Raw genomic sequence first — 21,565 nt, 5'->3', positions numbered from 1 at the left:
GTCAGATTCCTTGTTCGCTGAGCCACAGGTTGAGGGCCGCCAGTTGCCATAGCTTCGAGCCGCGCAACGGCGTCAATTGACCTTGTGGATCGGTCAGCAGGCGGTCGAGCATCGCGGGGTTGAACAGGCCGCGATCCTGGCTGGGATCGAGCAGCAACTCGCGCACCCAGTCCAGCGTATCGCCCTGCAAATGCTTGAGGCCCGGCACCGGGAAGTAACCTTTCTTGCGGTCGATCACTTCACTGGGAATCACTTGTCGCGCGGCTTCTTTCAAGACTTGCTTGCCGCCGTCCGGCAGTTTGAAACGCCCCGGAATTCGTGCCGACAGCTCCACCAGGCGGTAGTCGAGAAACGGCGTGCGCGCTTCCAGGCCCCAGGCCATGGTCATGTTGTCGACGCGTTTGACCGGGTCGTCCACCAGCATCACCGTGCTGTCCAGACGCAAGGCCTTGTCCACCGCCGCATCGGCACCGGGCTGAGCGAAATGGGCTTTGACGAAGTCACCGGCGGCGTCATACGCAGTCAGCCATTTCGGTTGCACGGTGGCGGCGTAGTCGTCGTAGCTGCGGTCGAAAAACGCTTCGCGGTATGCGGCATACGGATCACTCGCGCCGTCCACTTGCGGATACCAGTGGTAACCGGCGAACAGTTCATCGGCACCCTGGCCGCTCTGGACGACTTTGCAGTGTTTGGCCACCTCCCGGGACAACAGGTAGAAGGCGATGCAGTCATGGCTGACCATCGGTTCGCTCATGGCGCGGAACGCGGCGGGCAGCTGTTCGATGATTTCCTTTTCGTCGATGCGCAGTTGATGGTGCTGCGTGCCGTAGTGTCGGGCGATCAGGTCCGAATACTGGAACTCGTCCCCACGCTCGCCGCCGGCATCCTGGAAGCCGATGGAGAAGGTCGACAGATTGTCCACGCCGACTTCCCGCAACAGGCCCACCAGCAGGCTTGAATCGACACCACCGGACAGCAGCACGCCAACATCCACCGCCGCACGCTGACGAATCGCTACCGCTTCGCGGGTGCTGTCGAGCACACGGTCGCGCCAGTCTTCGAGGGTCAGTTTTTTCTCATCGTCGTGTGGGCCGTAGGGCAGGGCCCACCAGGTTTTCTGTTCGGTGCGGCCATCGGCCTCGATGCGCATCCAGGTGGCCGGCGGCAGTTTTTCAATGCCCGCCAGCAAGGTGCGCGGTGCCGGGACCACGGCGTGGAAATTAAGATAGTGATTGAGCGCCACAGGATCGAGGATCGGGTTGATGTCGCCGCCCTTGAGCAACGCCGGCAGCGCCGAGGCGAAGCGCAGGCGCTGGCCGGTGCGCGACAGGTACAGCGGTTTCACGCCGAGACGGTCGCGGGCGATGAACAGGCGTTGGGCATCGCGCTCCCAAACGGCAAAGGCAAACATGCCGTTGAGTTTTGGCAGCAAGGCTTCGCCCCAGGCGTGATAGCCCTTGAGCAGCACTTCGGTGTCGCCACCGGAATAGAAGGCGTAACCCAGGCTTTCAAGCTCGGCGCGCAGTTCCGGAAAGTTGTAGATCGCCCCGTTGAAGGCCAGGGACAAGCCCAGTTGCGGATCGATCATCGGCTGCGCCGAGCCGTCCGACAGGTCCATGATTTTCAGGCGCCGATGGCCCAGGGCAACCGGCCCCTGGCTATGAAATCCCCAGGCGTCGGGGCCGCGGGGGGCCAGGTGATGGGTGATTCGTTCAATGGCTGCAAGGTCTGCAGGTTGTTGATCAAAACGTAACTCGCCAGCTAATCCGCACATAAATTCCTTACCGGTTTTTCCGTTGGGGAGGGTCGATCGATACCGCGCCGCAACGGCGGGTACTCAGAAAGTGACCCTCCTCGGTAAGGGGAGTTTTAGATCGATGAGTTATATGCGCGACAAATCACGGCCGAATCGCCCCGCGAGGGCGACTTCGGCTGCTGTATCGACTACTTGCCCCGGATCAGGCGTCGCAGGGCAAACCGGTTGGGGTGACAGGCTTCGGCCACGCTTCTGGGCAACGGCAGCGGTTCGTTGTCCAGCCAGGCTGCCAGCAGTTCTCCGGACAACGGCGCGGTGATCAGGCCGCGCGAGCCGTGACCGCTGTTGATGTACAAACCGTCAAGCCACGGGCATTCGACGTCCGGCACCTGCCGGGCGTCTTTGCCCAGCGCCGCATACGCCTGAGTGAACGCCTGGGTGTCGGCTAACGGGCCGACGATTGGCAGGTAGTCGGGGCTGGTGCAGCGAAATGCAGCGCGACCCTGGAGGTTCTCCGGGTCGAGGCGTTCGATCTCCAGCCGCTCGACCAGATCGTGGGAAATCTCTTCGAGCATGGCCAGGTTGCCCAGGTGTTCTGCCGTGGTCGGCGCCAGGTCATCGCTCTTGAAATCGAAACTGGCCCCCAGGGTGTGTTCGCCCAAACGGGCAGGGGCGACATAGCCTTCAGCGCACACCACGGTGCTCAGGGCCTGGCTTTGCGGGGTTTGCGCCAGGCGGGTGATTTGTCCGCGAATGCGCTTGAGCGGCAACTCGGCGCTCTCGGGGAAACGCTGGATTTCCGCCGCACCGGCGAGCACCACCACGGGGGCGCTGGCAAGCAAACGCTCACCGTCCCAGGCTTGCCAACGGCCCTCGACCTTGCGCAGTTCCAGCGCATCGTGATGGGTGAGCAATTGAATCTGTGGATGCGAAGCCTGCCACTGGCACAGCGCTGGTGGGTGAACCCAGCCGCCTTCGGGATAGAACAGCCCCCCCTGTGCCAGCCCGATACCTGCCACGGCCTGTGCCTCGGGTTGATCCAGCAGGTGCAGCAAGTCCGCTGGAAACGCCGCGGCCAATTGCGCCTGGCGTTCGGCTTCCTTGGCATTGAAGGCCAGTTGCAACACGCCGCAATCGTCCCAGTCGCGACCCCGTTGCAAGTGTTCGAGCAGGCGTCGGGTGTAACCGAACCCGCTGACGATCATTTGCGACAGCGCCGTGCCATGGGCGGATAACTTCAGGTAGAGCACGCCCTGCGGGTTGCCCGAGGCTTCCCGGGCGATGTCGTCGTGGCGCTCCAGCAAAGTCACTTGCCAGCCCCGCGCAGCGAGACTGGCGGCGCTGGCACAACCGGCCAGCCCTGCGCCGATTACCAGCGCCCGGCGTTCGCCGCTCGGCGGTGCCGGTCGGGCAAACCAGGGTTTGTCGGGCGCCGGGGCGGGCACGTCCTGGGGCCAGCCGAGGAACTCGCCGCGCAGGATTTCCCATTTATGGCCGATACCGGGGGTGCGTTTCATCTTGAAGCCGGCGGCGTTGAGCAGTCGCCGCACCCAACCGGTGCTGGTGAAGGTGCTGATGGAAGCACCGGGGGCGGCCAGGCGTGCGAGCTCGGCAAACAGCTCGGCGGTCCACATGTCGGGGTTTTTCGCCGGAGCGAAACCGTCGAGGAACCAGGCGTCGATTCGGGCATCGAGTTGCGGCAGTTGCTCCAGTGCATCGCCGATCAGCAGCGTCAGGGTCACGCGGCCGTGGTCCAGCGTCAGGCGCTGAAAGCCCTGATGGATGGCCACGTATTGCTCAAGCAGTTGATCGGCAAACACCTTGAGTTCCGGCCACAGCGCCAGGGCCCGTTGCAAGTCGTCGGGGCTCAGCGGGTACTTCTCGACGCTGACAAAATGCAGCCGCGCACCGGCCGCGGCGTGTTGCTCGAACACCTGCCAGGCACACAGAAAATTCAGCCCGGTGCCGAACCCCGTTTCACCGATGACCAGCCGCCCGCCCTCGGGCAAGGCCGCAAAGCGTTCGGCCAAGCGGTTCTGCTCGATAAAGACATAGCGGGTTTCATCCAGCCCTGACTGATCGGAGAAATACACGTCGTCGAACACTCGCGAATACGGGCGACCTTGGCCGTCCCAGTCGAGTTGGGCGTGAGGCAATACAGGTTTCATGGCAGGCTCGGCAACGGCAAGGCCGCCATTCTAGCCGATCGACGGCGCGGTGCTTGATCCGTGGCAAGGTATGCATTGGCCGAGACCGGGAAAATCTCTGCTGGCCTTCAGTTCAATCCGCTAGTCTTGCTCAATCTGGAAGGGAGCCGCTCATGTTTGAATCCGCCGAAATCGATCACGCCATCGACAAAGACACCTATGACGCCGAAGTCCCGGCCCTGCGCGAAGCGTTGCTCGAAGCGCAATTCGAATTGCAGCAGCAACGCCGCTTTCCGGTGATCATTTTGATCAATGGCATCGAAGGTGCGGGCAAGGGCGAGACGATCAAGTTGCTCAACGAGTGGATGGACCCGCGCCTGATCGAGGTTCGCACGTTCGATCAGCAAACCGACGAAGAGCTGGCGCGGCCGCCGGCCTGGCGGTACTGGCGGATGCTGCCGGCAAAGGGCCGCATGGGGATTTTCTTCGGCAACTGGTACAGCCAGATGTTGCAGGGACGGGTCCATGGCGAGTTCAAGGATCCGCGACTGGACCAGGCGATCAATGCCGCCGAGCGCCTGGAAAAGATGCTGTGCGATGAAGGTGCGCTGATCTTCAAGTTCTGGTTTCACCTCTCCAGGAAGCAAATGAAGGCACGCCTCAAGGCGTTGGCCGACGACCCGCTGCACAGCTGGCGCATCAGCCCGCTGGACTGGCAACAGTCGCAAACCTACGACAGGTTCGTGAAGTATGGTGAGCGGGTGCTGCGCCGCACCAGCCGCGACTATGCACCCTGGCATGTGATCGCCGGGGCGGATGCACATTATCGGAGTCTGGCTGTGGGGCGGATTCTGCTGGAAGGGCTGCACGGCGCATTGCAGCGGCCGACGATCCACCCTGAAAAGGTCAGCGCCGCGCCAGTGTTCCCCAGTGTCGATCAAGTGAACCTGCTCGACAGCCTGGACCTGACCCTGCACCTGGACAAGGATGATTACGAAGAACAGCTGATCACCGAGCAGGCGCGGTTTTCCGGGTTGATGCGTGACAAACGCATGCGCCGCCATTCGCTGGTGGCGGTGTTCGAGGGCAACGACGCGGCAGGCAAGGGCGGGGCGATCCGCCGGGTAGCGGCAGCGCTTGATCCGCGCCAGTACAGCATCGTGCCGATTGCCGCGCCCACCGAAGAAGAACGGGCGCAACCGTATCTGTGGCGCTTCTGGCGGCACCTTCCGGCCCGGGGCAAGTTCACCGTGTTTGACCGCTCCTGGTATGGCCGGGTGTTGGTGGAGCGCATCGAAGGTTTTTGCAGCCCGGCAGACTGGTTGCGCGCTTACAGCGAGATCAACGATTTCGAGGAACAGGTTACCGATGCAGGTGTGATCGTGGTGAAGTTCTGGCTGTCCATCGACAAACAGACGCAACTGGAGCGCTTTGAGGAGCGCGAAAAGATTCCTTTCAAACGCTTCAAGATCACCGAAGACGATTGGCGCAACCGTGAAAAATGGGATGACTATCGCGCGGCGGTCGGCGACATGGTCGACCGTACCAGCACCGAAATTGCGCCATGGACCCTGGTGGAAGCCAACGACAAGCGCTGGGCTCGGGTCAAAGTCTTGCGCACCATCAATCGGGCACTGGAGGAGGCTTTCGAAAAATCCGACCGGCATGAGAACAAGAAGCGTAAGGACAAGGATTGAAGCGATGGTTACGCATACGCGAGGTGAATGATTGTCGCGGTCGGTGAAGAGCTGGACTTATGCTCGGTCCACTCTCAACCGATAACAACAATGAGGTATGTCATGCGTGAAGTGGTGATCGTCGACAGCGTGCGGACCGGCCTGGCTAAATCCTTTCGCGGTAAATTCAACATGACCCGCCCGGACGACATGGCGGCACACTGTGTCGATGCGCTGTTGGCGCGCTCCGGTATCGATCCGGCGAGCGTCGAGGACTGCATCGTCGGCGCCGGCTCCAACGAAGGCGCCCAGGGTTTCAATATCGGTCGCAACGTCGCGGTGTTGTCGCGTCTGGGCATCGGTACCGCCGGCATGACCCTCAATCGGTTCTGTTCCTCGGGCTTGCAGGCGATCGCTATCGCCGCCAACCAGATCGCTTCGGGTTGCAGCGATATCATCGTCGCCGGCGGCGTCGAATCCATCAGCCTGACCATGAAAAGTGTCAATACCGACAACCTGATCAACCCGCTGCTCAAGGAACAGGTGCCGGGCATCTACTTCCCGATGGGCCAGACTGCTGAAATCGTTGCGCGTCGGTACAACGTCAGTCGCCAAGAGCAGGATTTGTACTCCCTGCAAAGCCAGCAGCGTACCGCAGAGGCTCAGGCCGCCGGGCTGTTCGCTGATGAAATCGTGCCGATGGCGGTGAAGTACCGCGTCGAAGACAAGGCCACCGGTCAAGCACAGATCCTCGACGGTGTCGTTGATCGTGATGACTGCAACCGCCCGGATACCACCCTGGAAAGCCTGGCCGGGTTGAAACCGGTGTTCGCCGAAGATGGCTCGGTCACGGCCGGCAACTCGTCGCAGCTGTCGGACGGCGCGTCCATGACCTTGGTGATGAGCCTGGAAAAAGCGCTGGAACTGGGGCTCAAGCCGAAAGCGTTCTTCCGCGGTTTTACCGTGGCCGGTTGCGCGCCGGACGAGATGGGCATCGGCCCGGTGTTTTCGGTACCGAAACTGCTCAAGGCCAAAGGCTTGCGGATTGACGACATCGACCTGTGGGAACTCAACGAAGCGTTCGCCTCGCAGTGCCTGTATGCGCGTAATCGCCTTGAAATCGATAACGACAAGTACAACGTCAATGGCGGTTCGATCTCCATTGGCCACCCGTTCGGCATGACCGGCTCGCGCCAGGTCGGGCATCTCGTTCGTGAATTGCAGCGACGCAATCTGCGTTACGGCATCGTCACCATGTGCGTGGGTGGCGGGATGGGGGCAACCGGGCTGTTTGAAGCGGTGCGGTAAGCCTCGATATTTCTCGTTGTCAGTAAGATAGCCATCGCGAGCAAGCTCGCTCCCACAGTGTTCCGCTGCGATCACTAATCTTGTGTACGCCACAAAACCTGTGGGAGCGAGCTTGCTCGCGATGGGCGCGCCACGGTATTGCGACCCGCACAGTTTCATTCGCGGCCAGACCGAAACTGTGCCTGTGTACGCCACCGCTGCAGGCCTAGAATGACGACTCCTGTCAGTTGGCGTTGGGGTTCACATGCACATTTCATCGGGTCGCTGGGGTTACGGTCTGTTCCTGGCCTTATTGACCGCGTTGCTGTGGGGAATCCTGCCGATCAAGCTCAAGCAGGTATTGCTGGTGATGGACCCGGTGACGGTGACCTGGTTTCGCCTGATGGTGTCCGGCGGCTGCCTGTTCATTTACCTGGCGGCCACCAGGCGTCTGCCCAGCCGCAAAGTGCTCGGTCCTCGTGGCAGCTGGCTGGTGCTGATGGCGGTGCTCGGCCTGGTCGGCAACTATGTGTTGTATCTGATGGGCCTGAACCTGCTCAGCCCCGGCACCGCGCAACTGGTGGTGCAGATGGGCCCGATCATGCTGCTGATCGCCAGTCTGTTTGTGTTCAAGGAACGTTTCAGCCTGGGGCAGGGGATTGGTCTGCTGGTGCTGCTGATCGGCTTTGCGCTGTTTTTCAACCAGCGCTTGAGTGAGCTGCTCACGTCGCTGACCGACTACACCGCCGGCGTGCTGCTGGTGCTGTTGGCGTCCACGGTCTGGACCTTCTATGCCCTGGGGCAGAAGCAATTGCTGACGGTGTGGAATTCGCTGCAGGTGATGATGGTGATCTACCTGTTTTGCGCGCTGCTGTTAACGCCTTGGGTGCATCCGCTCGAAGCGTTGCAATTGAACCCGTTGCAAGGTTGGTTGCTGCTGGCCTGCTGCCTCAACACCCTGATTGCCTATGGCGCGTTTGCCGAGGCCCTGGCCCATTGGGAAGCCTCCCGGGTCAGCGCGACGCTGGCCATCACGCCGCTGGTGACCTTTGCCGCGGTTGCCATGGCGGCATGGTTGTGGCCCGACTATGTGCATGCCGAGACGATCAATGGTTTGGGTTATGGCGGTGCGGTGCTGGTGGTGCTGGGGTCGGCGCTGGTGGCGTTGGGGCCTTCGCTGATTGCCGGGCTCAAGGCAAGGAAGATGCGGGTGGCCTGAAGATCAAAAGATCGCAGCCTGCGGCAGCTCCTACATGTAAACGCGTATTCCCGTAGGAGCTGCCGCAGGCTGCGATCTTTTCGCTTCACTGCAAATCTCAGCCCTTGGCCCCAGCCTCCAGCATGTTCTCCGGCCTTACCCACGCATCGAACTCTTCGTCAGTCAGATACCCGAGCTGCAAAGCAGCCTCACGCAAGGTCAGCCCTTCGCTGTAGGCCTTCTTGGCGATCTCCGCCGATTTGTCATAGCCAATGTGCAGGTTGAGCGCCGTCACCAGCATCAGGCCACGCTCCAGGTGTTCAGCCATTTTTTCCGCATCCGGCTCCAAACCGGCCACGCAATGCTGCTGGAAGTTGCTGCAGCCATCACCCAGCAAACGGATCGATTGCAGCAGGTTGTGGATGATCACCGGCTTGAACACGTTCAGCTGCAAGTGGCCCTGACTGGCTGCAAAGCCGATGGCGACGTCGTTGCCCAGCACCTGGCAGGCCAGCATCGACAGCGCTTCGCACTGGGTCGGGTTGACCTTGCCCGGCATGATCGAACTCCCCGGTTCATTGGCCGGCAGCTTGACTTCGGCAAAGCCGGCGCGCGGACCGGAACCCAGCAGGCGCAGATCGTTGGCGATTTTCATCAGCGTCACGGCGAGGGTTTTCAGCGCGCCGGACAGCGTGGTCAGCGGCTCATGACCGGCCAGTGCGGCGAACTTGTTCGGCGCGGTGATAAACGGCAACCCGGAGAGGGCGGCCAATTCTGCGGCGATGGCCTCACCGAAGCCGTGGGGTGAATTGAGCCCGGTGCCGACGGCCGTTCCGCCCTGGGCCAGTTCGCAGACCGCGGGCAGTGCGCTGCGGATCGCTCGCTCGGCGTAATCGAGTTGCGCGATGAAGGCCGAGATTTCCTGGCCGAAGCTGATCGGTGTCGCATCCATCATGTGGGTTCGGCCAGTCTTGACCAGCTTCATATGGCGGGCGGCCAGCTCGGCCAGCCCGCCGGACAGTTCGCTGATCGCCGGCAGCAAGTGCTGTTGCACCGCCTGGACGGCTGCGATGTGCATGGCGGTGGGGAAACAGTCGTTGGAGCTCTGGGAGCGATTGACGTGATCGTTGGGGTGTACCGGGGACTTGCCGCCACGGGGGTTGCCGGCCAGTTCATTGGCGCGACCGGCGATCACTTCGTTGACGTTCATGTTGCTCTGGGTGCCGCTGCCGGTTTGCCAGACCACCAGCGGAAACTGGTCGTCGTGGTTGCCGGCGAGCACTTCGTCGGCTGCCTGCTCGATCAGGCGGGCGATATCGGCGGGTACGTCGCCGTTGCGATCATTGACCCGTGCCGCGGCTTTCTTGATCAGCGCCAGAGCATGCAACACAGCCAGCGGCATGCGTTCGTTGCCGATGGCGAAGTTGATCAGGGAGCGTTGCGTCTGAGCGCCCCAATAGGCTTCATCCGGGACTTCAACCTGGCCGAGGCTGTCGGTTTCGATACGGCTCATCTTGCTCACTCCTGTAGGTCCGATTGCGCAGTTTAGGCCGTGATCGACGGCCGTGGTTCCATCAGTCTGAATTTGACCATTCAACCCCTCTAAATCAGGTGCGACAAGGCTTGGGGTTGAGCGACACACTTTTTTAGGCGCAGAATGGACGCCCTTGGGGTTTTACCTCGCCAGCTAGAAAAGGAAACTCGATGACTCGTCTTCGTGCCATCTGTACCGCCGTTGCTTTGGTCTGCGCCAGCGGCCAGGTTCTTGCCGACACCGCCAGCCATAACGCCAGTGCCGAGGCTTTCCTGACCATGGCGCACGCTGACAAACTGGGCACCCCGGTGTACATGCAAGTACAGCAGATGTTTGCCCAGCGTTTCGAACAGACCAAAGCCCCTGAGTCGAAAAAAGCCGTGCTGGAAACCTACCAGGCCAAGGCCAACGCCGCTCTGGACCAGGCCATTGGCTGGAACAAGCTGAAACCGGACATGGTCAAGCTCTACACCACCAACTTCACCGAATCCGAGCTCAAGGACCTGGTTGCGTTCTACCAGTCGCCACTGGGCAAGAAAGTCCTGGAAAAAATGCCTCAGCTGACTCAACAATCGGCCCAGATGACCCAGGCCAAGCTGGAAAGCGCGGTGCCGGTGGTCAACAAACTGTTGGCTGACATGACCGCCGAGCTGACGCCGAAAGACGCGGCCGCTCCAGCCAAGAAAAAGCCTTAAGCGGAGTTCGGTATGACCATGCAACAACGCATCGAATCGACGTTGGGCCTGCTTCAGCCCGAGCATCTGCAAGTGCTGGATGAAAGCCACATGCACAGCCGCGGGCTGCAAACCCATTTCAAGGCTGTGGTGGTCAGTACGCAGTTCGAAGGCCTGAACCGGGTCAAGCGCCACCAGAAGGTCTACGGCACGCTCGGCGAGCTGATGGGCGAGTTCCATGCGTTGGCGCTGCATACCTACACGCCAGAGGAATGGGCACAGATCGACGCGGCTCCGGCTTCGCCAACCTGTGCCGGCGGCAGCAAGCACTAAACAGCGGTTTTTTGTTAGAATGCCCAACGCGCCGCTCACTCGGCGCGTTTTTTTTCGCATCCGGTTCACCCCTTACGAGGGTAGCCACCTGGAGATTTACCCATGACACAACAGATTGTCGTGGCGGCACTGTATAAGTTCGTCACCCTGGAAGATTACGTCGCCCTGCGCGAGCCCCTGCTGCAAGCGATGGTCGACAACGGCATCAAAGGCACCCTGCTGATTGCCGAAGAAGGCATCAACGGCACCGTGTCCGGCAGCCGCGAAGGTATCGACGGGCTTATGGCCTGGCTCAAGAACGACCCGCGCATGGATGACATCGACCATAAAGAGTCGTACTGCGACGAGCAGCCGTTCTACCGCACCAAAGTCAAACTCAAGAAAGAAATCGTCACCCTCGGCGTGGAAGGCGTGGACCCGAACAAAAAGGTCGGCACCTACGTTGATCCGCAGGACTGGAACGCGCTGATCAGCGACCCGCAAGTGCTGTTGATCGACACCCGTAACGATTACGAAGTCTCGATCGGTACCTTCGAAGGCGCCATCGACCCGAAAACCACCAGTTTTCGCGAATTTCCCGACTACATCAAAGCCAACTTCGACCCGGCCGTGCACAAGAAGGTCGCGATGTTCTGCACCGGCGGTATCCGTTGCGAGAAGGCATCGAGCTACATGCTCAGCGAAGGTTTCGATGAGGTCTACCACCTCAAGGGCGGCATCCTGAAGTACCTCGAAGAGGTGCCGCAGGAAGAAACCAGGTGGCAGGGCGACTGCTTCGTGTTCGATAACCGCGTGACCGTTCGTCACGACCTGAGCGAAGGTGACTACGATCAATGTCATGCCTGCCGCACGCCAGTCAGCGTCGAAGACCGCGCGTCCGAGCATTATGTGGCCGGCATCAGTTGCCCGCATTGCTGGGATAAGCTGAGTGAGAAGACCCGTCGCAGCGCGATCGACCGGCAGAAGCAGATCGAACTGGCCAAGGCTCGTAACCAGCCTCACCCGATCGGCTTCAACTACAAGCAAGCATCTTCCGAGGCCTGAACCATGTCTGCGCGCCTGCTCTATGTGATGGACCCGATGTGTTCCTGGTGCTGGGGGTTTGCCCCGGTGGCCAACGCACTGGTCGAGCAGGCGCAAGCCGCGGGTGTGGATGTGCACTTGATCGTGGGTGGTTTGCGCACCGGTAGCGGTGCGGCGCTGGAGCCGACCACCCGACGCTACATCCTTGAACACTGGCAGGCGGTCACCGAGGCCACCGGCCAGCCCTTCAAGTTCGAGGGCGCATTACCCGATGGCTTTGTCTACGACACCGAGCCTGCCTGCCGGGCACTGGTGACGGCGCGCGGACTGGCGCCGGATTGCGCCTGGAAGCTGCTCGGGTTGATCCAGCGTGCGTTTTATGTCGAAGGCCGGGACGTCACCCGCGCCAGTGTGCTGGTGGAACTGGCCGAGCAGGCCGGCGTGCCGCGCATCGAGTTCGCCGCCGCTTTCGACCGTGCCGACATGCACACTGCGACTGAAGCCGATTTCACCTGGGTCCAGGACCTGGGCATTGCCGGTTTCCCCACTCTGTTGGCCGAGCGTAACGGCCAACTGGCGTTGTTGACCAATGGCTATCAGCCGTTGAGCGAGTTGTCCGCGCTGCTCGGCCGCTGGCTGGAGCGTGCTGCCTGTGCATGACCTGCCTGATGATGTCGCACCCGCTAAACGTGTCGACCGTCTGAGCTGGGCGGAAATCCGTCGCCTGGCCCTGCATCACAAGAAATCCCTGTGGATCGCCAACGGTGTGGCCGTGCTGGCGACCTTATGCAGCGTGCCGATTCCCTTGCTCCTGCCGTTGCTGGTGGACGAAGTGCTGCTGGGCCACGGCGATGCCGCGCTGAAGATCATGAACCACGCGCTGCCCGAAGGCTGGCAGAAAGCCGCAGGCTACATCGGCCTGATGCTGCTGGTGACCCTGACCCTGCGGTGCGCGGCGTTGATGTTCAACGTGGTGCAGGCGAAATTGTTCGCCGGGCTGGCCAAGGACATCGTCTATCGCATTCGCATACGCCTGATCGAACGGCTCAAGCGTATCTCGCTGGGTGAATACGAAAGCCTGGGCAGCGGCACAGTGACCACGCATCTGGTCACCGACCTGGACACACTGGACAAGTTCGTCGGTGAAACCCTCAGCCGTTTCCTCGTGGCCATGCTTACCCTGGTCGGCACAGCGGGCATTCTGATGTGGATGCACTGGAAGCTGGCATTGCTGATTCTGCTGTTCAACCCGCTGGTGATCTACGCCACGGTGCAGTTGGGCAAGCGGGTCAAGCACCTGAAGAAGCTCGAGAACGACAGCACTTCACGCTTTACCCAGGCGCTGACCGAAACGCTGGATGCGATCCAGGAAGTTCGCGCCGGCAACCGCCAGGGGTTTTTCCTCGGTCGCTTGGGGCAGCGCGCCCGGGACGTGCGTGACTATGCGGTGAATTCGCAATGGAAAACCGATGCGTCGAACCGGGCCAGCGGTTTGCTGTTTCAGTTCGGCATCGATATTTTCCGGGCAGCGGCGATGCTCACGGTGTTGTTCTCAGACCTGTCCATCGGCCAGATGCTCGCGGTGTTCAGCTACCTGTGGTTCATGATCGGTCCGGTCGAACAGTTGCTGAATCTGCAATATGCCTACTACGCTGCCGGCGGTGCGCTGTCGCGGATCAATGAGCTGCTGTCCCGAGCCGATGAGCCTGAATACCCTGGTGGGGTCGACCCGTTCATGGGGCGCGAGACGGTCGGGCTGGAAGTACAAGGGCTGAGCTTCGGTTACGGCGATGAACTGGTCCTGAACCAGATGAACCTGTCCATCGCCCCCGGCGAAAAGGTCGCGATCGTCGGCGCCAGTGGCGGCGGCAAGAGCACGCTGGTGCAACTGCTGCTGGGCTTGTACACGCCGTTGGCCGGAACCATTCGCTTCGGCGGTTCGACCCAGCAAGAGATCGGCCTGGAAACCGTGCGGGAAAATGTTGCCGTGGTCCTGCAGCATCCGGCGCTGTTCAACGACACCATTCGGGCCAATCTGACCATGGGCCGTGAGCGCAGTGACGAGGCTTGCTGGCAGGCACTGGAAATCGCCCAGTTGCACGGCACGGTCCGGGATTTGCCCAATGGCCTGGACAGCATCGTCGGGCGCTCAGGCGTGCGTTTGTCCGGTGGGCAGCGCCAACGCCTGGCCATCGCCCGGATGGTGCTGGCGGAGCCCAAAGTGGTGATCCTCGACGAAGCCACCTCCGCGCTGGATGCCGCCACCGAATACAACCTGCACCAGGCACTGGCGCGGTTTCTGAGCAACCGCACCACGTTGATCATTGCCCACCGCCTTTCGGCGGTAAAACAGGCTGACCGCGTGCTGGTGTTCGACGGCGGGCAAATTGCCGAGGACGGCGACCACCAGCAACTGATCGCCGAGGGTGGGTTATACGCCAAGCTGTATGGGCATTTGCAGCAGCACTGACCAGCAAGCAATTACCTCCAGATCACCTCCAGTGCATTGGCGCTGCCGTCATAGCCGAACTGCTTCATCACGACCGAGCACGAGTCGCACGGTGCCAGGGTGGTGGCGATCGTGATGGAGTCCAGGTCCCTGGGGTCCGGGTATTTGCCTCGGATGACACTGATGAGTTTGCTCTCGGTGTCCAGCGAGGTGGGACGAGACGTGAGTGCAGGCGTGTAGGTTTCAATGTTGTCGATAGTGTGCGGGATCGCTTGCAACTTGCCTTGGGGCGATACCTCAAGTGCGGTCTGCGGGAAGCGGACTTTATGATCGATATTGAAGTAGCTGGTGCTGCCGACTTTGACCTCATTCGTATGTCTGTTTTGGGCAAACAATGGCAGGAAACCAGTATCACCCTGGTTGCCGGAAACGCTGACATACACCTCGTGCCCCCCGGCCTTGGTCTTGATTTCGGCGAACGCGATGTTCCGGGGGTTGTGCAGGGGACGTCGTGTTTTCCGGCTGATGAGGCGTTGCAGTTGCATCATCGTGTCATCGATTTTTAATGCCTTGGGCCCCGCCTGCGTCGACGATGCGACGGTGATGACCTCTTTTCCGAACAGGTTGTTGAAAATTTCCGCAGTCGTTTCACGGGCATTGTCGGGGGCAGCCTTGGACAGCGACCAGGTTGCAGCACCGTCGGAGGAAGACCGAATGATCATTCGTGTGGAGTGATCGAACAAAGCCGCTTCGCCCGGGCTGGTATCAACCTTGAGCCATTTGAGTGTTTCGGGCGGATTGGCATGGCCGCCGATCGGGATCGCAATGTCATCCATTGCTTTCAATGCTCGCTCTACCGACACCTGGCCATGGATTCTGACCATGTTGTTGGCATTCAGAGAGCCGGTGTACACCACCAATAGCTCGTTTTTCAGTTCATCGGGAAGGGTGCCGGCTTTCTTGAACGTCAGGATGTCGTGCACGCTTTGTCCAGGTGCGCGCTCGGCAACGTAAAAGTCCCCGGCGTTCAACCGCGTGAAAACGTAGTGTTTTGAGCCGTCTGCTGCTTCGACAATGATGCTGCCGACGTGGAAGTTATCGACGAGCTCCTGCCCCGGAACGTGGACACTGACCATGACCCGCCCATAAATACCTTTTTGAAACTCCATCGTGCCCTGTAGGGTTGAGTGCGTGCGAAGCGCGCTCACTCGCATCGCAGCCCTGTTGGTAGCAGGCAGATAACTTATGTCGCCGAACCAGGGCGCCCAACCCTTGGCAGTATCAAAACTGCCGATGTCAGGTGTGGGGGCAGGGTCGCGAAGGACATAGCTGGTTTTACACAGCGCGGAACCGGGCATGCGACGGATTCTGCAAGGAGCCGCCTTGTAGCTGTCCTCCAGGTCCATCAGGTCGGCGCGTCGTAACACATCGTCCTTCAGTCGGTAAGGCTGGTCGTCAATGAAGAGCGTCGTCCGGCCATCGACTTCAAGCACTTCACGTACGGAACTGTTGTCAGCGAGCTCGACAATGACGTTATTGTTGGTTTTTTCCAGGGTGGTGTAGTGAGATCGCCCCAGCGCAAGCTCACTTGAGCGGGTGGGCAGTAAGGGGCCATAGGGCTTGGACGACAATGGGTCGACCAGGTAACGCTGGGCCTTGCCTGAGGACGACAGGTTACGTACTGGCACATCGTCCAAACCTCTCAGAGACGCTAACTGGTCACCGTTAACCAAAGGCTTCCAGCGACCCGCACCAGTGATCTGTGGCAGGCTGCGGGAGAAATCATAATGACCGGCTCTGTCCGCCAGTTCCTTGATGCGAAAAATACCGGCTCTGCCGATGTTCAGCCCTTTTGATCCCAATGCCTTGAGCAGCGCTCCGATGCCGTCAAGCGGGTTCAGTGCCTGCAAGCTCAAAACCAAAAACTCTTTGGTCAGCAATTTAAATGCCGGAAGTCTGGCGCGTAAGGTCAGTCGGCCAGCATTGCTGATTAGTTTCGTGGAGCCCGAAGCAAACTTGCCGATCGGTTGTGCAAATGACAATACGTCGACGAATACCCCGAACACGCCATCGATAAGGCGCGTCTTTTCGCCTGAGGCCAGATCTTCGATACTTTTCCAGAACGGCACGAAGATTTTGATAACGTCTAGGATTTTATCTTTTTTGGCCCTTTCGCGTTCGAATGCGGTCTGCCCGGCGCAGTCCTTGTAAAGCTGTTTGGGGTCCACAAACAACAGCTGGCTGGCAATGAAATGACTGATTGCCAGGCAACGGGGTGAGGAAAGTGTCAGTGGAGCACTGTTTGCGGCTTGTACATCGTTGGAAGGTGCGGTGAACGAATCACCTAGCTGTTCGATGATTGCCTCACAGACCGCTCCTGCTTTGGGTGCGCTCCCGGTCGAATGAGCATCCCAGTCAAAGGGTAATGTCTGGTTGCGCAACACCGAAACTGAAACGGTCCCATTTCTCATCCGCCACTTCTCGGTTTTTTTGGCACCCCCGAATTGTTCCGAGTCGAGGGTTTCTACGCAGCGTATCAGCCCTGCTCGGGGTAGCAGTTCGTAAGTTCTTGTTTCATCAGCGTAGGTCGTCTGCAAAATCAGGCCATTACGGGCTCGTAGCGGCAGGATTATTTCAGGTGTTTCGTTTTGGGCTTCTACACCGCTGGTTTCCTTTCTCAGACTATGGATTTTGAGTTCACCCCATTCAATGGCCTGGCGATCCTCGAATGGGAGTGAGGCCAGTTGACTGCGAATCAGCGTTTTGTAAGCGGTTGTCTGTCGTTCAAGGTAATCCTGGAAGCCGTGATAGAACATTGATTTGACTTCTGGCAAGGTGCCATATACCGCCGGTATCCCTGATGTCTCCCAATAAAAGGGCGACGTTACCTCTCGGTCACTGTCGATCCTGAAATAGTATCGACTGACGGCGCCATTAGTCAGCGTGTAATACCACCGTGTCTGCTCGTCGAATTCATCTGAAGCGAGGATGTCGATGAGCGAATAGTGGTCGTACTCCTTGCCAGGGAGGGTCGGAACGCTATTCCATCGGATGATCTCGCGTTCTTTCCTCGCCAGCTTCCTGTTTTCAGCGACAAAGCGTTTTCCAAAGAACTCTTCCGCTACCGTTTTAGCCATTAAAAGTCGGTTGGGCGGGATTTCGTTGATTCGGGTGATGGCAGTGCTGAGCGCTTTGGTGTGTTTATCGAGCTCCGATAGCGCCAGTTCGATCTCGGACTCTGTGTAATCCTCACGACGTTTAGCCAGGATGATGCCTTGGGTCACTGCCCAGTCCAGTGTTGGCAGCAGCCTTGCCAGGCTTACTTCTTTCAGTTGCTCGTCTGTCTCTCCCTCGGCCCGATCGAGGGCCAGGTTAACCAATTGCTGAAAGGTCATTCTGCACAACGCCCCAGGGTCGGTAGCGTTTATCAGGTTCACGCCATTCAGGAAATTCACCCAAACAAGTGAGCTCCTGTATGGAAGCGCGGTCGGAATATCGGCGACACGGAACTCGACCGTAAACTGGCGCAGAAATAATCGGGCCATAACAATCGCTTCTTTTTCCGACGCGGCCCGTTTTGACGAGAGTAGATGGGCTTCGAATTCGCTCCGAATGGTCTGATAACTTTTGCCCCAGTGCGAACGCGCCTGCCAATCGAAACCGGCAACCTCTTCCGGGTTTCGGCTCGGTGCCTCAGACCATATTTGCAATGCATTGGCTATGACTTTGATACGGATGTGCGGCGACGTTTCTTCGCCAGTTGTTCCTCCATACCAATTCAAGGTCGACAGTAAGCTGGTTGCCAGTCTCTCGGCTTCAGGGTTTTGCAGGATCTTTTCAAGAAAAACGGTAGGAGTAGTGCGGATTTGTTCAACGGTAGCCGACATAAGAATGTCATTGGCCAGATGGGTGAATGGAGAAATGCCGGCCTCGGGCAGAAACGCTCTTATCGCTTCGATCGTTTCCGCACCGATGATCTGCTCTTGCACTTTCTGCATAGTGACACTGGAAGGATCGGATGAAGCTGCCTGGACAGCTTTAAACACTTTGCGATCTTTTTCGCTGGGAGGGCGCTTCAAGTCGACAATGTTGAAGTCGTCTTCCAGTTTCAGACGATAGCTTGCGATTTTTTCCTCAAGGGCATTGATGGCGGCTTGGTGTTCAGTCGTATTGGTCGGATCCCAGGGGGCAAGACCGTAAAAAGTGGCCATTCTGGGAAGGCTGATAAGGCGGTCGTAGCGGATCTGCCCGCTCAGCAACTTGGCCGCTTTTTCGATGCGGGCTTTAAGTTCTGTCCATTTTTCAGATCCGGTCAATGCCAGAGCTACTTTGTTCTGGTCATCGCGATTCGACGTCTCGTAGACGTAGGTTCCGTTTATTGCAGTGACAATCAAATAATGAGGGGACACGTTTTTACTTCTACACAGCGCTTGGTACTCGTTGTCTTTCATCAAGTCTTGCAAAGCGGTTTGACCGGCTTCATTTTCTTGATCCAGCGGCGAGAGCGTGCGGGGTCTGAGCAGTGTTTGCGCGAAATGAGAGATAGAGCCGACTTCTGCGCGTAGGAAAGACAGCAATAATTCATAGTCGTCCAGTTGGCTCTGATAGATCTGCGCCGTGGCCGTGGCTGAATTTGAAGTTTCAGTTGATGTGCTAGTTAAAGGGGTAATTTGCATAAGCCTGCTTCTCTTTTCGTTGCGTCGGTTGGCCTTCGCTCGATTGAACGAGCGTTGGCGTTTCGCCGCCGATTACAACGGTTCATGGCACAGGCTGTGCGGTACATAGTTAATGCAGCGTTTTTGAAGAAGTCGATTTCTGTACAAGGTCTATGGCTGGGGCGGTACGGCGCTGGCGTTGCTTAAAGAACGCCACTCACGGTGGGCGGCAGTTCTTACTTGCCGGGATCACGAACGCCCCCTAGTCTAGCTATAGCGATTTCGTCCGGAAGACGAGCAGGCGGTAATAATGCAAGGGACCACATGAATCAAACGCGGACTCTCGGAACGCCACGGTTGTTGGGCATTGTCTGGCCATTCATCGCCGTTGTGTTATTTCAGGCCTTGCTGGGTGGCGTTAGTCTTTATGTGCTGTCGGCGGTCCGTGGCTATGTTGCCGGCGAAAGCTTGTGGTCCAAGGGCCAGAAAGACGCCATCTACTACCTCAATCTCTACGCCGACAGCCGCGACGAGACGATCTTTGTCAAATATCAGAACGCTATCGCCGTACCTCAAGGTGGCCATGAGTTGCGGGTGGCGCTGGATCATCAGCCACCGAATATCGAAGCTGCGCGAGTGGCGATCCTCAAAGGCGGCAACCACCCGGACGATGTCTCCAGCCTGATCTGGTTGTACCTCAACTTCCGGCACTTCAGTTATCTCGAAAAGGCCATTGACCTATGGACGGTAGGTGACTCGTATCTGGATCAACTCGATGACGTTGCACGGCAGATGCACCAACACATCACCGCCAATCACGTCTCAGAGCCCGACATCAAGCGCTGGAAGGAGCAGATTTTCGCCATCAACGACGGTGTGACGCCGGCGGCGAAAGCGTTCAGCGATGCCCTGGGTGAAGGTTCGCGGGTGATTCTGCGTTTGTTGCTGGTGACGAATCTGGCCACCGCCCTGGGCCTGATTGCATTGGCCTTGATGCGCACCCATAAACTGCTCAAGCAGCGCCATGCCTTCGCCGATGCGCTGCAACTGGAGAAAGAACGGGCGCAGATCACCCTGCAATCGATTGGCGACGGAGTGATCACCACGGATGTTTCCGGTGCGATTGCCTACATGAATCCGGCGGCCGAGGCGTTGACCCACTGGAAGGCCGAGCAGGCGACGGGGTTGCCGCTGGCGGCGCTGTTCAACCTGTTGGATGAAAACGCCCAAACCGATGGTTTCACCCTGATCGAGCATATTCTCAGCGGCCAACTCAGTGGCGGCAGTGAGCACTCCAAGCTGATTCAACGCCTGGACGGCAGCACGGTGTCGGTCACGCTAGTGGGCGCGCCGATCCGCAATGCCGGCAAAGTCAGCGGGACGGTGCTGGTGCTGCATGACATGACCCAGGAGCGGCAATACATCGCCAATCTGTCGTGGCAGGCCACCCACGACGCCTTGACCGGCCTTGCCAACCGCCGCGAATTCGAATATCGCCTGGAACAGGCGCTGCACAACCTGACTCGCTATTCGGGTCGCCATGCCCTGATGTTCCTCGATCTGGATCAGTTCAAGCTGGTGAACGATACCTGCGGTCACGCGGCGGGCGATGAACTGTTGCGGCATATCTGTGCCTTGTTGCAATCCGGGTTGCGCGAAGGCGATACCCTGGCGCGCCTTGGCGGCGACGAGTTCGGCATTCTGCTGGAAAACTGCGCACCGGAAGCGGCGGAGAAAATTGCCGAGAGCCTGCGTCAGACTGTGCAGAACCTGCATTTTGTCTGGAAGGGCCGGCCTTTCGTGACCACTGTCAGTATCGGGCTGGTCCATGTCGCGCAGAATCCGACGACGCTTGAAGCCTCGCTGCGTGCTGCCGACATGGCTTGCTACATGGCCAAGGAAAAGGGCCGCAACCGGGTTCAGGTCTATCATCCGGATGACTCGGAACTGTCCCTGCGCTTCGGCGAAATGGCCTGGGTGCAGCGTTTGCACATGGCGCTGGAGGAGGACCGCTTCTGCCTGTACGCCCAGGAAATTGCCCCCTTGGGCCATATCGATCAGGACGGCGGGCACATTGAGATCCTGCTGCGATTGCATGATGAAGCCGGGCGGATGATCTTGCCCGATAGCTTCATTCCGGCTGCCGAGCGTTATGGGCTGATGAGCTCACTTGATCGTTGGGTTGTGCAGAACGTGTTCAAGATCATTGCCCAATGCCGGGCCGAGCAAGGCCACGGGCCGCTGGCCATGTGTGCGATCAATCTGTCAGGCACGACGATCGGGGATGAGGCGTTCCTCGACTTCTTGCGCGAACAGTTTGTGACGTATTCGATTCCGCCTGAAATGATTTGTTTTGAAATTACTGAGACCAGTGCCATTTCAAATCTTGGCAGCGCCATTCGATTCATTAATGAACTCAAAGGCTTAGGATGCCATTTTTCACTGGATGACTTTTGTGCCGGAATGTCCTCATTCGCGTACCTGAAACATTTGCCTGTAGACTTCCTGAAGATCGATGGGAGTTTCGTAAAGGATATGCTGGACGACCCGATTAACCGGGCCATGGTCGAAGTGATCAATCACATCGGCCATGTCATGGGTAAGCGCACGATTGCCGAGTTTGTCGAAACGCCTCAGATCGAGCAGGCATTGCTGGAGATCGGGGTAGATTACGCTCAAGGGTATGTGATTGAACGCCCGCATCTGTTTACCAGCGATAGCTTGCTAAGTCGTCCTGCCAGGCCTCAGCCGCTGTTGTTCAAGGCTCCTGGCACGTTCCGTTGAAACTCCTGCCGGTCTTACAATCACAATCAAAAGGAGCTCGACAGTGATC

Annotated in this window: 13 protein-coding genes; 9 read left to right on the top strand and 4 right to left on the bottom strand. The window is 59.0% G+C overall.

The window, feature by feature from the left end:
• Nucleotide 1 precedes the first annotated feature (1 nt).
• Complete coding sequence (locus AC1D1M_RS07435; RefSeq protein WP_477775125.1) at nt 2-1,774, bottom strand: N-acetylglutaminylglutamine amidotransferase; 1,773 nt, start codon at nt 1,772-1,774, stop codon at nt 2-4.
• A gap of 170 nt (nt 1,775-1,944) precedes the next feature.
• Nucleotides 1,945-3,924: a bifunctional tRNA (5-methylaminomethyl-2-thiouridine)(34)-methyltransferase MnmC2/FAD-dependent 5-carboxymethylaminomethyl-2-thiouridine(34) oxidoreductase MnmC1 gene (gene mnmC / locus AC1D1M_RS07430; protein ID WP_477775124.1), complete on the bottom strand. Its 1,980-nt coding sequence runs from the start codon at nt 3,922-3,924 to the stop codon at nt 1,945-1,947.
• 152 nt (nt 3,925-4,076) lie between these two features.
• On the opposite strand from mnmC, the gene pap reads away from it, so the two are divergent.
• The 3 genes from pap (at nt 4,077) to AC1D1M_RS07415 (ending at nt 8,085) form a co-directional block, all read left to right on the top strand.
• A complete protein-coding gene (gene pap, locus AC1D1M_RS07425; RefSeq protein ID WP_477775123.1) occupies nt 4,077-5,600 on the top strand; it encodes a polyphosphate:AMP phosphotransferase in 1,524 nt (507 codons plus the stop codon).
• 102 nt (nt 5,601-5,702) lie between these two features.
• Nucleotides 5,703-6,887, top strand: a complete 1,185-nt coding sequence (locus tag AC1D1M_RS07420) for a thiolase family protein (protein WP_477775122.1) — start codon at nt 5,703-5,705, stop codon at nt 6,885-6,887.
• Nucleotides 6,888-7,131: 244 nt separating this feature from the next.
• A complete protein-coding gene (locus AC1D1M_RS07415) occupies nt 7,132-8,085 on the top strand; it encodes a DMT family transporter (protein ID WP_477775121.1) in 954 nt (317 codons plus the stop codon).
• 97 nt (nt 8,086-8,182) lie between these two features.
• On the opposite strand, the gene AC1D1M_RS07410 is transcribed toward AC1D1M_RS07415, so the two are convergent.
• Complete coding sequence (locus tag AC1D1M_RS07410) at nt 8,183-9,577, bottom strand: class II fumarate hydratase (RefSeq protein WP_477775120.1); 1,395 nt, start codon at nt 9,575-9,577, stop codon at nt 8,183-8,185.
• A gap of 191 nt (nt 9,578-9,768) precedes the next feature.
• Between AC1D1M_RS07410 and AC1D1M_RS07405 the strand changes: the two genes are divergently transcribed.
• The 5 genes from AC1D1M_RS07405 (at nt 9,769) to AC1D1M_RS07385 (ending at nt 14,098) form a co-directional block, all read left to right on the top strand.
• Entirely contained in the window at nt 9,769-10,293 is a 525-nt protein-coding gene (locus AC1D1M_RS07405) for a DUF2059 domain-containing protein (RefSeq protein ID WP_007997268.1), read from the top strand.
• Between the two features lie 12 nt (nt 10,294-10,305).
• Complete coding sequence (locus AC1D1M_RS07400) at nt 10,306-10,605, top strand: BolA family protein (protein ID WP_090457159.1); 300 nt, start codon at nt 10,306-10,308, stop codon at nt 10,603-10,605.
• Between the two features lie 102 nt (nt 10,606-10,707).
• Nucleotides 10,708-11,649: an oxygen-dependent tRNA uridine(34) hydroxylase TrhO gene (gene trhO, locus AC1D1M_RS07395; protein ID WP_477775119.1), complete on the top strand. Its 942-nt coding sequence runs from the start codon at nt 10,708-10,710 to the stop codon at nt 11,647-11,649.
• A gap of 3 nt (nt 11,650-11,652) precedes the next feature.
• Nucleotides 11,653-12,288 carry a DsbA family protein gene (locus AC1D1M_RS07390; protein ID WP_477775118.1) on the top strand — a complete coding sequence of 212 codons (636 nt, stop codon included), beginning with the start codon at nt 11,653-11,655 and terminating at the stop codon, nt 12,286-12,288.
• Nucleotides 12,281-14,098, top strand: a complete 1,818-nt coding sequence (locus AC1D1M_RS07385) for an ABC transporter ATP-binding protein (protein ID WP_477775117.1) — start codon at nt 12,281-12,283, stop codon at nt 14,096-14,098. Before AC1D1M_RS07390 ends, AC1D1M_RS07385 begins: the two co-directional genes overlap by 8 nt.
• An 11-nt stretch (nt 14,099-14,109) precedes the next feature.
• On the opposite strand, the gene AC1D1M_RS07380 is transcribed toward AC1D1M_RS07385, so the two are convergent.
• The gene (locus tag AC1D1M_RS07380; protein WP_477775116.1) at nt 14,110-18,753 is read right to left on the bottom strand and encodes a hypothetical protein; all 4,644 of its coding nucleotides are present in this window, start codon (nt 18,751-18,753) and stop codon (nt 14,110-14,112) included.
• 303 nt (nt 18,754-19,056) lie between these two features.
• Here AC1D1M_RS07380 and AC1D1M_RS07375 point away from each other — a divergent pair, with 303 nt between their 5' ends.
• Nucleotides 19,057-21,516, top strand: coding sequence for an EAL domain-containing protein (locus AC1D1M_RS07375; RefSeq protein ID WP_477775115.1), 2,460 nt, complete (start codon nt 19,057-19,059; stop codon nt 21,514-21,516).
• The last annotated feature ends 49 nt before the right edge of the window (nt 21,517-21,565 follow it).

This window comes from Pseudomonas sp. P1_F7 (genome assembly GCF_056405655.1).
Note: the sequence above shows the minus strand (reverse complement) of the source record. Positions and strands in the feature narration are given on the sequence as shown.

Coding starts and splice junctions, on each gene's coding strand:
- AC1D1M_RS07435 (WP_477775125.1), bottom strand. CDS start 1,774: ATGTGCGGATTAGCTGGCGAGTTACGTTTTGATCAACAACCTGCAGAC.
- mnmC (WP_477775124.1), bottom strand. CDS start 3,924: ATGAAACCTGTATTGCCTCACGCCCAACTCGACTGGGACGGCCAAGGT.
- pap (WP_477775123.1), top strand. CDS start 4,077: ATGTTTGAATCCGCCGAAATCGATCACGCCATCGACAAAGACACCTAT.
- AC1D1M_RS07420 (WP_477775122.1), top strand. CDS start 5,703: ATGCGTGAAGTGGTGATCGTCGACAGCGTGCGGACCGGCCTGGCTAAA.
- AC1D1M_RS07415 (WP_477775121.1), top strand. CDS start 7,132: ATGCACATTTCATCGGGTCGCTGGGGTTACGGTCTGTTCCTGGCCTTA.
- AC1D1M_RS07410 (WP_477775120.1), bottom strand. CDS start 9,577: ATGAGCCGTATCGAAACCGACAGCCTCGGCCAGGTTGAAGTCCCGGAT.
- AC1D1M_RS07405 (WP_007997268.1), top strand. CDS start 9,769: ATGACTCGTCTTCGTGCCATCTGTACCGCCGTTGCTTTGGTCTGCGCC.
- AC1D1M_RS07400 (WP_090457159.1), top strand. CDS start 10,306: ATGACCATGCAACAACGCATCGAATCGACGTTGGGCCTGCTTCAGCCC.
- trhO (WP_477775119.1), top strand. CDS start 10,708: ATGACACAACAGATTGTCGTGGCGGCACTGTATAAGTTCGTCACCCTG.
- AC1D1M_RS07390 (WP_477775118.1), top strand. CDS start 11,653: ATGTCTGCGCGCCTGCTCTATGTGATGGACCCGATGTGTTCCTGGTGC.
- AC1D1M_RS07380 (WP_477775116.1), bottom strand. CDS start 18,753: ATGCAAATTACCCCTTTAACTAGCACATCAACTGAAACTTCAAATTCA.
- AC1D1M_RS07375 (WP_477775115.1), top strand. CDS start 19,057: ATGAATCAAACGCGGACTCTCGGAACGCCACGGTTGTTGGGCATTGTC.